The sequence below is a fragment of the Hungatella sp. SB206 genome (genome assembly GCF_051132295.1).
Classification (GTDB): Bacteria; Bacillota; Clostridia; order Lachnospirales; family Lachnospiraceae; genus Hungatella; species Hungatella effluvii.
Map to the genome: position 1 here is coordinate 19,274 of NZ_CP096604.1, position 14,695 is coordinate 33,968.

Consider the following 14,695-nt stretch of genomic DNA (forward strand, 5'->3'; position numbering starts at 1 on the left):
AAAGAAGGGCGAGATCATGAAAAAAATTACCGTGGCATTTCTTATGGCCCTGGTTATATGTATATTTTGCATCCCCACAAAAACATATGCCTCGAGCGGTATTATGATATCTGATGAATTGGATGATCTGGAGGGAGATGGAAAGTACGTAGGCTCAGAGTACCGTAATAACTATCAGCTGGATGTCGAAAAATTAGGGGTCACGGAAGTTGCCGAAAAGGCATTAAATGCATTAGCTAATATAGTTTTTTCCGTGATCTCGTGTTTAGGATTTTTAACAGTGGCAATATTTTATCATGCCTTGAGCTTCGATTTGGCTGCACTATTACAACCTCAAATCGATAGTATACAATTGGCATTACATGATAGTGTTTTTACACCATTGCTGCAAGTTGCGCTTATGGGAGCGATCGTACTTGCGATTACAAAATATGCCAAGAGGGATTTTTCGGGCCTTTTGGGGCAGTTAGGAAAAGTAATATTTATCATGGTGTTATCATTGATGATAGTACGCGATTCGGCTACATTACTAAGCTATGCGACATCAGTGACAAAGAGCGTATCGGTTTCGATATTAACAGGCATAAGTGGCACTAATGTCGAATCTAATATCAATAATTATTCTGCTTCGGCAGCTGGGATATTATGGGTTAGTCTTGTACATGAACCATGGAAGTCGCTGGAATTTGGTGAATATGATTACACAAGTGAGGATGTAGAATTTTTTCTTTCGACATCTTCTGAAAAGGATCGGGCGGATCGGGTCGAGGAAATGATGGAGGGGGACAGTGGGCCCTTCGCAAAAGGGCGATCGGCCACGAGGATCGGCCAGGGGCTAATTATTTTAATCACCATGTCTGTAAAATGCGTAGTATATATGTTGGTCGCCATTATGTACATCGTGTTTCAGTTAATTGCTGTGTTCTTTACAATGATGGCCCCACTGATATTACTTTTGGCCTTGATACCAGGCTATGATTTTGAAATCTTGGGAATATGGGTCAGAAAAATTATTGAGACTCAGATCGGAGTGTTAATCATTACATTTTTGATGGGGGTCATGATAATGATAGACGGGTTATTGTATAATTTGGCGAGTGAGATGGGGTGGTTTGTTGTGCTTATTCTGCAGATCGGAGCAAGCCTAGGACTGTATGTGTTCCGAGGACAGATATTTTCAGCCTTCAATTATGCGCAGCGAGGTGTACAAAACCCTTGGCTCGTGAAACGTGATTTAGCCCGTAGCGGAAATCCTTATCCAGGGATCGAGAGATTATATATGCAAGCTCAAAATACAATGAGATATCGGAGGAAAAAACCTCAAGCCAACAAAGAATATACGACTCAAGAAATATTAGGGAGGCAGATGGAGGACCAAGGTTGGCAGCCTGATCCCATGGGCGGCCAGAGCCAACAAGATAACCGGTACGATAGGCAGAGGGACGGGCAAGACCGACAAAGGCGATTAGAAAGTTCAGGGGGATCTCATAATCGGCAGAACAACCAGGTCGGCGGTCAGAACCAACAATTAATCGAAGATGCTGGAATTAGGGGGGAATCCTATTATGCTTCCAGGGCTGTTACCGACAATTGGCATGATATATGGAATAGCGCAGAACCTGTGTATCGTCCTCGTACGACCGACAAGTCAAGAAAATCGAATCGTCGCCCCATCCTGACAGAAGCAGAAAAGGGCTTACAGAGGCCTCAGATGGCTCATACAGCCCCGGAAAGTGGTCAGGCGGAGCCAAAATCGAGGAGGGAAGAAAAAGGGCTTAAAAAGGAAAATTATGTAGAAGATGAAGTGGTCAGGCCAGTAACTACACCTATACCACAAAGAAATCCTGCAGATGCTGCGCCGGCAGTGCGGGCGGCACAACAACAAGTAAAAAAACGCCGGCCAGAGCCAATATCGTCAAGTGAAATTGGTGTGGAGGAGAAAACAGAGCAACCAAGGAGGGATACTAATACTGCAGCGTTGGAGCGGCCAACTACGGCAGAACATATAAAAAAGCATGAAACGATTACTGCAGCTCAGGAATTTGGCGGTTCCGAGATGGGTAATTCGAAGAATAATGAAATTTCTCAGCCAAGGCCAGTGATGAAGCCTGGATCAGCTGAGGTAGATAAGAGCAGTACAGTAAATTATATATCTCAAGAAAATGAGATCCCTGCAGATCGGCCTCATAGCCAGGATAAAATAAAACGGCCGAATATAGGTCAGGTTGCACCTGAACCCGAATTAAAACAGCCTGGCCAACCTTCTGGAAGGCTGCAGAAGGAAACTCAGGTTAAAAGACCTAGTATACAAAATTATACAGGGAATAAAGATGGAAGTGCTATGAAAACAGGAATGAGGGGGAGACATACTGAAAAAACACCTTTAAAAGCCTCCAGAATCCATTCAGATGGCTTCAAAATCAAAAAGTGAATAATTGGGCGTGTACCAACAAAAACGTCTTAAAACGCCTAATAGCAGGCTTGAGAAAAAAATGCATTGACAAATATTTCTAATCCGTGTAGAATTGCAGTAATGATTGTTGTGGATAATGACAAGTAGTTTGATAATTTCCATGAAAGCTTATCCACAATGCGGAATTTTTAACTAAATAAAAAATGAGATGCACCTGGACGATGCATCTCGGATTCGGTTCTCTGTTACTGTCGCCAAACGGTAACGGAGCAACTCAGGTATCAAGCGCCGATACGGAATCTTTTAACCGATTTAGTTGTTAGCATAAAGCTACTGACTAGATAATAGCAGACCTAGCGGAAACTGTCAAGATGGTTGAAATTATTTTTGTATATATTTTGCCCGGATACCTTATGTATTCGGGCTTTTTTGATGTTTTTTTTATGAATTATTTTTAAAATTAATCATGGGTAGAAAAGAGGTGACAGAATGAAAATTAAATATAGTCTTTTAGACAGACTTTGTAACCTTACGAACAAAGAAGTTGATTTTCTTCTGTACGTCGCCCATTACCAGGATGACTATGGCCGGATACGGGGAATCTATTATCGTGACGTGTGCCAGGCATGTGATATGTGCAAGCAGACTTTTTATGATGTACTACGCTCTCTGCAGCAAAAAGGTGTCATAACATACGTGAGGGCGGATCGGGACTACAATATAACGATTTTGGATAATGATTTTTCGTATAAGGGCTCATACGAAGAGGGATATATTAATGTTTCTAGATCTGTATTTGATACGGACAAGTTCAATAAGCTCCGTGCCAAGGAGAAAATTTTTGTGCTGCATCTAATGAAGGTTACGCATGAGAATGCAAAGAGCTTCCAGATCAGGACGGAAAATTTCTACAAGAAGTATACGGAGCTGCTGGGGGTCACGAAGAAGGTGCTGCGTGGGTACCTACACAGTATGCGGAGTTTTTTCAGCGTAGGGAAGAAGGATGGAAAGTATTTCATTACATTTTTGGCCTCCGTTTTTAAGTCCAAGAGAAATGTGTCGGAGACGGATCAGCTTCTCGGCCACGAGGTCAAAACAGATTGCCGGCGGAGTAAGATCAAAGAAATTGACGATCAAGCAGTGGAAGATACAATGCAGCTGGTAAAGCAATATAGGCACGATGCCAATGAAAGGGGCGTGAATATCCTAGAAATCGTACAGGAATGTATATGGACAAGCGTACAGGGATTTAAAAATCGAGTGTTAAATCCTAAATACGTGCATAAACTGATCCGTATTAAGTTAGGATTAGATTATGGTTCATGGCCTGTGATTGCGGGACAGAATTAAATATGACACGATAGGCTTGTCAGAGACAAGTCTATCTGGCGTTGTAAAAAATACAGATAGTAAATGATTTTGAGAAAGAAAAGAGGGGATCCGGCTGCAGCCGGATCTTTTTTGTGTCTTCGGGTAAATTTTTAGTCCATTTTTAAGGGCATACAAAAATAGTAGTCTATTTCTAAGGGTATACTATTTTTATATAGTCCATTTTTGAGGGAATATTTAGAAAAAATAGTCTATTTTTAAAGGTCTTATAAAACCCTAGAAACCCTTATAGAATCAAGGGTTTCTAGGGTTTTTTGTATTGAGTATATTATTTCTAATTTTATATTCTTTCTATCTCTATAAATACAATCTTACACAACTATATATTCAAAACTTACGTGATTTATTTGCTTATGCTACCAAAACACTACAGATCACCCGCAAAGATGCTCTAAATCAAAGTCAAGGGTATATAAACGGTGGCAAGCCACCGCCCTTGACTTTGATTTTTCTATGTGCTAACCGACATATAAGCGATGTGAAGGGAAAAGACAACATAACACTTAACCTTCTCATCACTCTTTATATTTTAGCACATAGAACCGCGCATCTTTATCATCCTTCGCACCAAAATTAAGCTCAGATCAGCTAAAAAAACAACATAACACTTCTAGCGATATTGCAATCTCTGATAAGATAGTGTATAATTACAATATAATAATAACTAAATTATGAATAAGAAGGAGGAATCTTATGCAAATTAAATCATCTGCAGATCTCAGAAATAGTTACAAGGAAATATCTGATCTGGCCAAAGCGTCCGGGGAACCGATATATATAACAATTAACGGAGCCGGGGATGGTGTCTTTATGTCCATGGAAGCGTTTGAGCAGATGGAAGAAACACTGCTCATGAGGTCGCGGGTACTTGCTGCGGAACATGCACGCCAGGCCGGGGCCAAAACCTATAGTCAAGAAGAAGTAGATGAAAGGTTTAGGAAACGCTATGAGAATTGAATATTTAGAAGCCGCGCTTTCTGACCTGGATAATATAACAGATTACTATTTTGCATTATTTGGGATCGAATCAGCTATGAAAGTATACGATCAGATCCGCGCGTCGGTGGGGCAGCTGGATGAATATCCTGGCTCCGGGGTGCCTTGCAAAGATCGTCAGCTGAAAAATTTGGGGTATAGGGAGCTCTTTTCTGGCCGGTTTGTAATTGTATACCGCGTTGATGAGGGGGAACAGAAATTATATATTAACCATATTGCGGATACGCAAACCGATTATCCGCACTTATACAAAAATCTATAAATAGAAAAGAAGGCTGGAGGCTTTTCCAACCTTTTTTTCTATGACAAAATATAAAAACATAAAACAATAAAAATGTAAAAAACGATGTCTCGCTGATAGTCTTCCTGCAAGCTGCCGCTTCCGCACCGGTGTTCTATCTGGATGGTGCTCTCCACCGGCTCTGACATGCCGGCTCTCAGGCGGTATGTGCTGTCTCATCCGTGCGCCGCCGCCCTCGACCTGGTGTATACCAGTATTACCGGATAGAGGATCCGGAAGAGATAATGGAAAAGCTGGAAAAGGCTATGGAAGCGAATTGCCTTGGATCTCTGGTTATCGTAGGCGGCCATCGTGCGGCATACATTCCTACCCGCCCATTCCGTAAAAGTGACCGGAGCAGCTGGCGGCCGCGGAGGCAAAACTGGAGTATGTAGCTATGATGGGCCGCCTTAGACATTATACTTTTGGAACGTTCTTTTTACTTTTTCGCCGGCTTAGTATCTCTTCACGGTAAGCTTGATAATATCGCTTGTTATATTCTCTCATTTCAGAGAGCCGTTGTTCACGGCTTTTTAACTTATGTTGTATTTCGCTGTCTTCCTCATGGCACTTTTTTCGATTCTCTTTTCGGCGTAAATTAATTTGTTGACGAGTCTCTTCGTAAGTTCCGTCTAATTTTTTTCGCGCTCGGTTTAATAATGTTCCTATACCTGCAGAAACTTGTAATTTTTCTCCGATTTCTCGGTATGTAAAACCGTCTAGCCACAGCAAAAATACTCTGCTCTCTGCCGGGGTTAAAACAGATAAGCTTTTTCCGAGATATCGTTCTTTTCTATATAACTGTGTTTCTTCCTGTCTTTTTCTGGCTGATTCCCGTTTCCTTCTGGCTGATTCCTGTTTTCTTCTGACTTCTTCCTGTTTTTTTATAGTTATTTTTTCTTGCTTTTTTAAAGAAGGTATAAACATTTGTTTAGAGCTGCTCTTTATTTCTACTTGGTTGCCTGCACTTTTTAGCAGCTGGCTTACATTTTGCTTCGAACACCCTAATATTTTACTGATTTCAACGTATGATTTACCTTCAAGCATTAATATAGCAGCTTTTTTTTGCCTCAAAGTCAAGTACTTTAAGTTATCAGCATTAATTTTAGTCATCATATCAACCTTTTATCCTCCAGGTAATATTAGAGCCCGATCATATTATTATAATACATGGATGTTGGACTTTTTTTAGTATAACATACTCGCCGGCAGGTTTCGACCGATCTGCTTATATTATTTTGTGCCTAAATTAATAGAGACACTTGCATGAAAAATATATTTATATTTTAATGTTTTAATATATTTATATATTTGTATATTTATATATTAATACTTTAATATATTTATATTTTTTCGTTATTGTGAGTGCCTTTATTAATTTAGACACAAAGACTAGAGAAAATTTCTCTAGCTTTTGTGTCCAATTGCTTAGTACTGTTTCTGTATAGCGCTTTTTCCTACCCCTCGCCGGCAGTTAGGGCATTTTATGATAAATATACTAAAATATTAAAATATAAATATATAAAAATAGAACAGGTAGTTATTGAAGGAACCAACTTTAAAATCCAAACGGCCAGCTATGGATCCGTTCAGGAGCATGGGATGGAAAAATTCATGAAATCCCCTATGTACAAGAAAGAGACAACGGATGAGAAGTATCATGAAAATCCGTTCCGGGCAGTAAATTTTAAGACAGATTCAGGGGAGGAGCTAATCTGTCCAAACGGAAGGAAATTTCACTTAGCGTATCGGAAACCAGTGAAGGGGAATCAATACGGCAGACAGGAAGAATACTATACCTGTGAAGACTGCAGCGAATGCCCCTATGCAGAAAGATGTAAGAAGACAGAAAAAAACAGGACGGTCCGTATCAATGCGGAATTAAGTTCCATGCACCAGGAAGTATTAGAAAATCTGCAGAGCATTCATGGAGCGCTGCTGCAAATGAACCGTTCCATACAAGCGGAAGGAACCTTTGGAATCATCAAGTATGACCGTTGGTATAAACGGATTGTAAGAAGAGGACTGGAATCGGTAAGATTAGAGTTATTTCTAGTTTCTATCGGCCATAATCTCTATAAATTTCATAATAAACAGAAGAGGCTAAGGGAAGTGGTTTAAAGAAGAAAAAGCATACTTTTATTGGGGTAAGGGGAAGTATGCGCTCTTTATGGCGGTTCTTCTGCATATTTATAAAAATGAAAGGGCTGTGGAAAAATGGAATTAGATCAACTCCATTTTTACACAGCCCCTTAAATTTACACATTTAACTTGACAAACCCCATAAAATCGCCCTGGCCATAAAATGATTTATACTTTTTATCAACTAACGGTTTTCTAAGGCACGGTTTACACATTCTACTGTAAAACTTGTAATATCCGCTATGCTTGTTTTTTCATGTCCACGTACATAAGTTAATAGTTCTTCCGGTAAAGGTTTCAGCCATTTTTCAGAAATAGCCTCAATTCCATACGCCGCCCCAAACATAGTTGCCACCTGAGCGGCATTACAATCTACATCCTGCCCCATCATACTCATCATATTGATACATCGGTCCAGACTGTTCTCACAGTAATACAGAGCTATCACTTCAATAGCAGCATTAGGATATGCATGAATCCAGTTATACTGCCAAAATTTCTTCTCGCATACCTTCCAGGCCTCCAGATAATGATCAAACTGTTCACACTGATCCAGTGCAAATTTCACAACGGTATAATATTCGCTGTCCGTTGGGATCATTCTAATTGCCTTCTTTACAATCGTCTGCATCTCCTTCTCTGCATATGCCATTGATACCATCATAGCATTGAAGATTTCTCCAATCACCCCATTATTGTGGTGAGACACAACCCCATCTCTAAAAGCCAGACTTGCCGCCATTTCCGGATTCCCCGGAGCTGCCATACCGCAGACAGCACCTCTCATCTGCGCGCCAATCCATTCCCTGAACGGATTAGACCGACAGCCGCTCTCCGGAGGAAAAATACCCAGCATAACATTCTTTAACGCGATATCCTCTGCGGACCAGCCTGAAGGAATCCTTGCAACCCACTCCGCAGCAATATCTTCCGAACTTACTTGATATCCCTTTTCAAAAAATGCATCTAAAAATGCCAGCTCATAGGTAATATCATCATTATACGTACTTGGCTTTCTTACATAATCGTTAATCTCGCCAAAAAACTCAAGGAGTTTCTCTGTATTATATCCCTCCAACGCAGTTCCGACTGCAGCTCCGACAATCTGAGCAGTCCAGCCTGCATACGTTCTATCATAGAACTCCTTAGCTTTTGTATCCGGTAGCGTATACTTCTCAAACTCAACTGCATTTCTGTACTTTTCAAAGGTATCATAGCATGTATAGGAATGATATGGATGATCATCGATTTTTTCAGCATTGTTCAGAATATGAAACACCTTTGCAGTAAGCCTGGAGAGTCCGATTCTATCCTCCTCCTCTCTCATGCGAATTGCCTCCGGTATCAATTTTTCCGCTTCCGTCACATCATATCCCATATTGTACATAGACAATATACCGCCCAGCAGCACCCGCTCCGGAGCATAAGATCCCGGCACATGACTTCCCCAAAGCAGCTTCACAGCCCCCCAATTTGTCTCTTCTACATCAAAGGCATCCTCCCACGTCTGTTCTTCCTCAGTCAGAATTTTAGGGATAGCCTGAGTTATAATTTCATGATTATATTCATATGCTCTTTTCATTTTATTTTTTCTTCTCCTTATAGTATAAAGCTTTATGGCCTTACAGAATTTCTTATTTTCTGAATTTCATCTGTTGTCTTACCAAAAGCTGTATCAACTGTAATTTTATCGGAAAGGATATCTGCCTCAAGTTCATCCACCTTCTGCCTTACATCTTCTGGAACAAGCTTTAAATAAATATCATTTTTAGCAATCCCTACAGCCCCCTCTTTAATACCCATAACCTCTCTCGTTCCCCATGGCAGAGTACCCTCTTTCTCCATTTTTACAGCTCTGAAAATAGATATATCTACACGTTTTAATGCAGAAGTAAGGAGGTGCTCCGCTTTATCCTTATCCGTTTCCAGGAAGCCCTCTGCCTGATCACTGTCCACTCCGATCGCAAACTTATCTTTCTCGGTGACGCCATCAATAACGCCCAGCCCAGCCGTACTGGCAGCTTGATATATAATATCAGCATTCTGATTTATCTGAGCCAGACACAATTCTTTTGCCTTTGCACTGTCATTAAAATTGCCTACATAGCCAATGGGAATCTTGATTCCCTCATTAACATAACGCGCCCCCTGAATATATCCTACAAGGAAATCATTAATCACATAATTTTCCATTCCACCAACAAAGCCAATTGTTCCCGTCTTTGTACAGAGTCCTGCCACTGCTCCTGCAAGAAATGAGCATTCATTCTGCTTATATTCAATCGAATATACGTTATCAAGTCCTCCCAGCGAATAATCCACGGACGAATCATAAATAATGTATTTTTTATCCGGATACTGCGGAGCAACCTCCTGAAGCTTTTCCGACATCTGCCAGGTACCCATGATAATAATATCCGTATCCTTATCTTCTGAAAAATCTATCAATGTTGGCATCCACTTAGTCTCATCGTAACTCATCTCTACAACCTTTACGTTATCTCCAAGCTCTTCCCTTATCATTTTTCCGCCATTTGCCGCAGAATCATAGAATGCTTTATCCCCCAAGTTTCCATTTATCAGGATTACTACATTTAAGGCATCGTCAACTGCCGCTTCACTTTTCTCCGCCTCCTGTTTTACAGCCTGGCTTTCGTCCTTGCCAGACGAACAGCCCATCAGCATACCCGTTGTCAGCGCAACGGCCGCCAGAGTTACATAAATTCCTTTTTTCATTTTGAATCCTCCTATCTCACACTTGTTTTTATTTAGTCAAATGCTTGTGTTTCATCGCCGAGTAAAGAACTAGCCCCACAACAGTAAATACATATGGTAACATCTGTACAAACTGTACCGGGATGTCTAATACCTGCAAATTACTTCCCAATGCGTCCGCTGTTCCAAATACTAAAGAGGACAGAAGAGTACCGACAGGAGTTCCTCTTCCCAGTGCTTCTGCCGCTAATGCAATAAACCCCCTTCCTGCTGTCATATCACGCGCAAACTTATCCATATATCCCATAGACATATAAGCCCCGCCCATCGCCGCTAAAATACCGCTTATAGCTAGCGCTATATACTGAACTTTCTTCACATGGATTCCTACGCTTTCAGCGGCATGGCTATTTTCCCCCACCACCCGGATTCTCAGTCCCAACGGGGTTTTATAAAGAAGAATCCACATCGCTGCCACCGAAATAAGTGCCAGATATGTCAATAAATTATGACCGGATATAACCGTGCCAATTACAGGAATATCCTGAATAAAAGGAATATTGATTACCGGCATCGTCAGGCTTTTCAGCGAAGTAGACATACCTTTATCATTCGCCACTGCATAGAGAACAAATACCGTACCGCCTGAAGCCAAAAGATTCATAGCAATGCCCGTCAGAACCATATCTGTTTTTAAATGTATAGCAAAATATGCCATCAAAAGTCCCAATGCCATTCCAACTAAAAGTGCAAACAGAAACCCTAAAAATGCATTCTGCGTCATCGCGCTCCCTATAACACCAGCCAGTGCAGCGCAAAGCATAATCCCTTCCAATCCAATATTCATAACCCCCGCGCGGTCTGTAATCAGAGCTCCTAATCCAGCCAGCAGTATAGGTGTAGTCAGCCTCAATACAGAATAAACAAAATCAGCCGAAAAAATTGCATGTAATAAATGTTCCACGCTAAACCTCCTGTCCAGATTGAAGAGTCGAGTTTTCCACAATCTTTTTATGTTTATAGTGCTCTAAAAACAGCTTCGCTCCAACCAGCAGAATAATCAACGACTGCACAATTGACACAACCTCAGGTGCAACATCCGTTCTTCTGGACATAATATCTGCTCCTATTCTCAGATATGCAAGAAATAGTGCTGCAAACGGAACAAACAGCGGATTATTTTTTGCAAGAATCGCAATAATAATTCCATCAAAGCCGTATCCAGGAAGACTCGTCCAGGAAAATCTTGTATACATCCCCAAAATTTCTACTGCGCCCCCCATTCCAGCTACAGCACCTCCAATTACCTGGGATAAAACAATAGCCCCGCCCACGCCGATTCCTGAATACTTAGCAAACATACTGTTTTTTCCAGTCATACGGATCGCATAGCCCCATTTCGATTTATAAATCAGTAAATACGTTATTATCACGAGTGCCAAAGCCAGAAAAAGCCCTGTATGAACTCTTGTCTTTGGAATAATAACCGGAAGCTTCGCTGTCTTTTCAAATTGTCCGGAGGCCGAATACCCTGCGCCGGCATCCAGCATTACATACTGTAATATATATGTTCCCAAATATAACACAATATAATTCAGCATCAATGATGATACTACTTCATTCGCACCCCACTTCACCTTCAATAAAGCAGGAATCGAGCAAATAACTATTCCAACTGCGCCGCCTGCAAAAATTGCAATTACGGGATGGATTCCTGCCGGAAGAATAAAGGTTGCAGCTACATAGCTCGCCGCCAGTCCACCAAAGAAAAATGCCCCCTCTGCTCCCATATTAAACTGATTACACTGAAACATCACGCAAACAGCCAATCCTGAAAATATTAAAGGGATTGTAAGTTCAATTACATTGCCAAAATTTCTTCCGGACATGAGCGGTCCGATCAAGAACTGTCTCAAGGCTTCCGCTGGACTGCTGCTTACAATGGAGATCAAGACAAACGCGATAACCAGAGCAATGCAAACAGCAACAAACACTCGTATTACTTCAAATTTTTTCTCAATCCCTTTTGTGCTCTGCCGCTTATTCTCCATAAATAGCGCCTCCAATCTGCTCGTTGGTCATACGTTTTAATCCAAGCATATATTCTCCCAGCTCCTGCTCCGACACTTCTGAACTTTTAGAAAAATATGCCACAATCTCCCCTTCACATAAAACCAGCAAGCGGTCTGAAAGTTCCAGAATTTCATTCAAGTCAGCAGATATCAGCAAAAGCGCAGCTCCCATATCGCGCAGTTCCACCAGATGTTTTCTAACAAACTCTATCGCCCCTACATCAATTCCTCTCGTAGGCTGATTTACAACAATAATATCCGGCTGTGAGGAACATTCTCTGGCAACAACCACTTTCTGGATATTCCCTCCCGACAGCATTCTCACCGTCTGTTCCCTTCCATCGCACTTTACAAGATAATCATTAATCAGACGGTCAACCTCTTCAAAAATCTTCTTCTTTTTCAGCATACCAGAATTGTTGTACTCTTTTTTGTAAAAACGATTAGATATTATATTATCCAAAATAGACGAATCCGCAGATACGCCATAGGTCATACGGTCCTCCGGTATATGTGAAAGACCCAAATCCCTAATTTTACGAATGGACTCCTTGCTTATATCATGATTTTTTACCGTTATATTACCGTTATAATGTTTTATCAGGCCTGTAACAGCTTCTGCAATTTCCCTTTGACCATTACCTTCGATTCCCGCCACCCCAAGAATCTCTCTCTTGCAGATATCAAAACTGACCTTTTTAACCATGGCCTTACCCCAATCGTCCTGTACGCACAGGTCTCTGACTCTCAATACCCTCTCCCCTCGTTTCACCTCCCCCTTATCTACCTTCAAGACCACATCCCGGCCAACCATTAATTTTGATATATCCTGTTCTGACAGATCTTTCACCTCATATTCCCCCATAGATTTTCCATGGCGGAGGATCGTTATTCGGTCACAAATTTGCTTAATCTCTTTCAGCTTATGTGAAATAAAAATTATTGTATGGCCATTCTCCTTTAGCAGCTTTAGCTGAACGAATAATTCGTCTGTTTCCTGAGGTGTAAGAACCGCGGTCGGTTCATCCAGGATCAGTATTTTCGCACCGCGGAGAAGAGCCTTTAATATCTCCACCTTCTGCTTTACTCCTACAGGCAGACTCCCCACCTTTGCCACAGGATTAACTGAGAAATTGTATTTTTCCGCTACCTCTCTGCACATTTTTACTGCTTTTTCCGAATCAATAAGCCCCAGACGTTTCGGTTCCATTCCCATAATCATATTCTCAGCAACCGTCAGCGAAGGAGCAAGCATAAAATGCTGATGCACCATACCAATTCCATATCGTATGGCAGTCATAGGATTATCAATCTTCACTTCCTCATTATTAAGCAGAATTCTTCCATAATCCGGGACTTCTTCTCCAAACAGTATTTTCATCAACGTGCTTTTACCTGCTCCGTTCTCACCAGCCAGAGCATGAATTTCACCTTTCTTCAGTGAAAAAAACACATCCTGATTAGCCACAAATCCGTTACTGTAAACTTTGGTAATATTCTCCATTAATAATATCGGTTGTTCATTCATCTTTTCACCTCACCTCTACGCCTTTATCTGCTTTGAAGTTACGCCGCTTATCCGTTCTTCAGACGCCATTTCATCACGATATGGCAGCGATTCTATGGCCCCCCTTCTGGTAACAGCTATAGCCGCCGCTTTATTTGCAAAAGAAATTGATTCCTCCAAAGGCTTACCCTCAGCTAACGCAACAGCTAATGCTCCATTAAAACAATCCCCCGCAGCAGTTGTATCGATCCCATTGACTTTTTCAGCTTCAAGCAACAACTGTTTTTGTTCATTAACCAGTAAAGCTCCCTTTTCTCCTAAAGTAACAATTACATTTTTTACTCCTTTTTTCACAAAGTATTCTGCCATTTGACTAAGCGAATCAGAATCCTTTATTTTGCTTTCACTTAGTTTTCTAAGTTCAGTTTCGTTAGGAGTTATATAGTCAATCAGTTCCAAGAGCTCATCAGGCAATCCTTCCGGTGCTGGTGCCGGATTTAATATAACTGTTTTTCCTTCTTCCTTTGCTTTCCAGGCAGCATAAAATACTGTTTCTTCTGGAATCTCCATCTGTAGTATCACATAATCGCACCAGCGAAACAGTTCCTCCTGTTCCTTTAAATAAGTAACATCACACTCCCTATTGGCGCCTGGAATCACTATAATACTATTATTTCCCTGCTCATCAACACTGATCACCGCTGTCCCTGTCGGCTCTTTTTGACTCTTTTTTAAAAAGGATACATCTACCCCTGATGTCTTCAAACTTTCGATCTGCTTTTCTCCGAATTCGTCCATTCCAATGCAGCCCAACAGCTTCACTTGACCATCTAATTTCCCGACGGCACAAGCTTGATTAGCTCCCTTTCCTCCCGTCTGATAGGAAAGAGATTTTCCTAAAACAGTCTCTCCTACCGCAGGCATAGCGGCTACCCTTACAGACATATCCATATTCAAACTTCCTACAACCAGTATTCCTCCGCTCATCAATTCCTCCCACATTTATTATTTACAAATATACTCTTTATAATAGTTAAGAAAATATTTTCATAAATAGTTTTCATAGTTATATAGTAACATGTTTTTTTACATTGTCAATATTTTTTTGGGCATTTTATTTCAAGAAAATGTTTTAATTAAAAACTTTATTATAATTATTATCATATTATTATACTTTATCA

General features: G+C 40.9%; 11 protein-coding genes and 1 pseudogene. 5 read left to right on the forward strand and 7 right to left on the reverse strand.

Features of this window, described 5'->3' with window-relative positions:
- Nucleotides 1–16: 16 nt before the first annotated feature.
- The 4 genes from M1L66_RS33685 (at nt 17) to M1L66_RS33700 (ending at nt 5,060) form a co-directional block, all read left to right on the forward strand.
- Nucleotides 17–2,431, forward strand: a complete 2,415-nt coding sequence (locus M1L66_RS33685; protein ID WP_055649213.1) for a CD3337/EF1877 family mobilome membrane protein — start codon at nt 17–19, stop codon at nt 2,429–2,431.
- 471 nt (nt 2,432–2,902) lie between these two features.
- Entirely contained in the window at nt 2,903–3,763 is an 861-nt protein-coding gene (locus M1L66_RS33690) for a hypothetical protein (RefSeq protein WP_055649214.1), read from the forward strand.
- A 732-nt stretch (nt 3,764–4,495) separates the two neighbouring features.
- Nucleotides 4,496–4,759 (forward strand): type II toxin-antitoxin system Phd/YefM family antitoxin, encoded by a 264-nt coding sequence (locus M1L66_RS33695; protein ID WP_055649215.1) that lies wholly within the window; start codon nt 4,496–4,498, stop codon nt 4,757–4,759.
- Nucleotides 4,749–5,060 (forward strand): type II toxin-antitoxin system RelE/ParE family toxin, encoded by a 312-nt coding sequence (locus M1L66_RS33700; RefSeq protein WP_055649216.1) that lies wholly within the window; start codon nt 4,749–4,751, stop codon nt 5,058–5,060. Before M1L66_RS33695 ends, M1L66_RS33700 begins: the two co-directional genes overlap by 11 nt.
- A 435-nt stretch (nt 5,061–5,495) precedes the next feature.
- Here M1L66_RS33700 and M1L66_RS33705 read toward each other — a convergent pair whose 3' ends face one another.
- The gene (locus M1L66_RS33705) at nt 5,496–6,194 is read right to left on the reverse strand and encodes a sigma factor-like helix-turn-helix DNA-binding protein (RefSeq protein ID WP_055649217.1); all 699 of its coding nucleotides are present in this window, start codon (nt 6,192–6,194) and stop codon (nt 5,496–5,498) included.
- 441 nt (nt 6,195–6,635) lie between these two features.
- Between M1L66_RS33705 and M1L66_RS33710 the strand changes: the two are divergent.
- Nucleotides 6,636–7,199, forward strand: a pseudogene (locus M1L66_RS33710) (transposase); the annotation flags it as partial.
- Between the two features lie 205 nt (nt 7,200–7,404).
- Here the strand turns inward: M1L66_RS33710 and M1L66_RS33715 are convergent.
- The 6 genes from M1L66_RS33715 to rbsK form a co-directional block, all read right to left on the reverse strand.
- Complete coding sequence (locus M1L66_RS33715; protein WP_055652453.1) at nt 7,405–8,802, reverse strand: ADP-ribosylglycohydrolase family protein; 1,398 nt, start codon at nt 8,800–8,802, stop codon at nt 7,405–7,407.
- Nucleotides 8,803–8,834: 32 nt separating this feature from the next.
- Nucleotides 8,835–9,905: a BMP family lipoprotein gene (locus tag M1L66_RS33720; RefSeq protein WP_256155692.1), complete on the reverse strand. Its 1,071-nt coding sequence runs from the start codon at nt 9,903–9,905 to the stop codon at nt 8,835–8,837.
- 79 nt (nt 9,906–9,984) lie between these two features.
- Nucleotides 9,985–10,899 (reverse strand): ABC transporter permease, encoded by a 915-nt coding sequence (locus M1L66_RS33725; RefSeq protein ID WP_055652451.1) that lies wholly within the window; start codon nt 10,897–10,899, stop codon nt 9,985–9,987.
- A gap of 1 nt (nt 10,900) precedes the next feature.
- Nucleotides 10,901–11,986 (reverse strand): ABC transporter permease, encoded by a 1,086-nt coding sequence (locus M1L66_RS33730; protein ID WP_055652450.1) that lies wholly within the window; start codon nt 11,984–11,986, stop codon nt 10,901–10,903.
- Nucleotides 11,976–13,535, reverse strand: coding sequence for an ABC transporter ATP-binding protein (locus M1L66_RS33735; RefSeq protein ID WP_055652449.1), 1,560 nt, complete (start codon nt 13,533–13,535; stop codon nt 11,976–11,978). Before M1L66_RS33735 ends, M1L66_RS33730 begins: the two co-directional genes overlap by 11 nt.
- Nucleotides 13,536–13,550: 15 nt before the next feature.
- Nucleotides 13,551–14,501, reverse strand: a complete 951-nt coding sequence (rbsK, locus tag M1L66_RS33740; RefSeq protein WP_055652448.1) for a ribokinase — start codon at nt 14,499–14,501, stop codon at nt 13,551–13,553.
- Nucleotides 14,502–14,695 lie beyond the last annotated feature (194 nt).

Bases quoted from the DNA above. Each gene is read 5' to 3' on its own strand.
- M1L66_RS33705 (WP_055649217.1), bottom strand. From the start codon at position 6,194: ATGATGACTAAAATTAATGCTGATAACTTAAAGTACTTGACTTTGAGG.
- M1L66_RS33715 (WP_055652453.1), bottom strand. From the start codon at position 8,802: ATGAAAAGAGCATATGAATATAATCATGAAATTATAACTCAGGCTATC.
- M1L66_RS33695 (WP_055649215.1), top strand. From the start codon at position 4,496: ATGCAAATTAAATCATCTGCAGATCTCAGAAATAGTTACAAGGAAATA.
- rbsK (WP_055652448.1), bottom strand. From the start codon at position 14,501: ATGAGCGGAGGAATACTGGTTGTAGGAAGTTTGAATATGGATATGTCT.
- M1L66_RS33700 (WP_055649216.1), top strand. From the start codon at position 4,749: ATGAGAATTGAATATTTAGAAGCCGCGCTTTCTGACCTGGATAATATA.
- M1L66_RS33735 (WP_055652449.1), bottom strand. From the start codon at position 13,535: ATGAATGAACAACCGATATTATTAATGGAGAATATTACCAAAGTTTAC.
- M1L66_RS33720 (WP_256155692.1), bottom strand. From the start codon at position 9,905: ATGCTGATGGGCTGTTCGTCTGGCAAGGACGAAAGCCAGGCTGTAAAA.
- M1L66_RS33690 (WP_055649214.1), top strand. From the start codon at position 2,903: ATGAAAATTAAATATAGTCTTTTAGACAGACTTTGTAACCTTACGAAC.
- M1L66_RS33730 (WP_055652450.1), bottom strand. From the start codon at position 11,986: ATGGAGAATAAGCGGCAGAGCACAAAAGGGATTGAGAAAAAATTTGAA.
- M1L66_RS33685 (WP_055649213.1), top strand. From the start codon at position 17: ATGAAAAAAATTACCGTGGCATTTCTTATGGCCCTGGTTATATGTATA.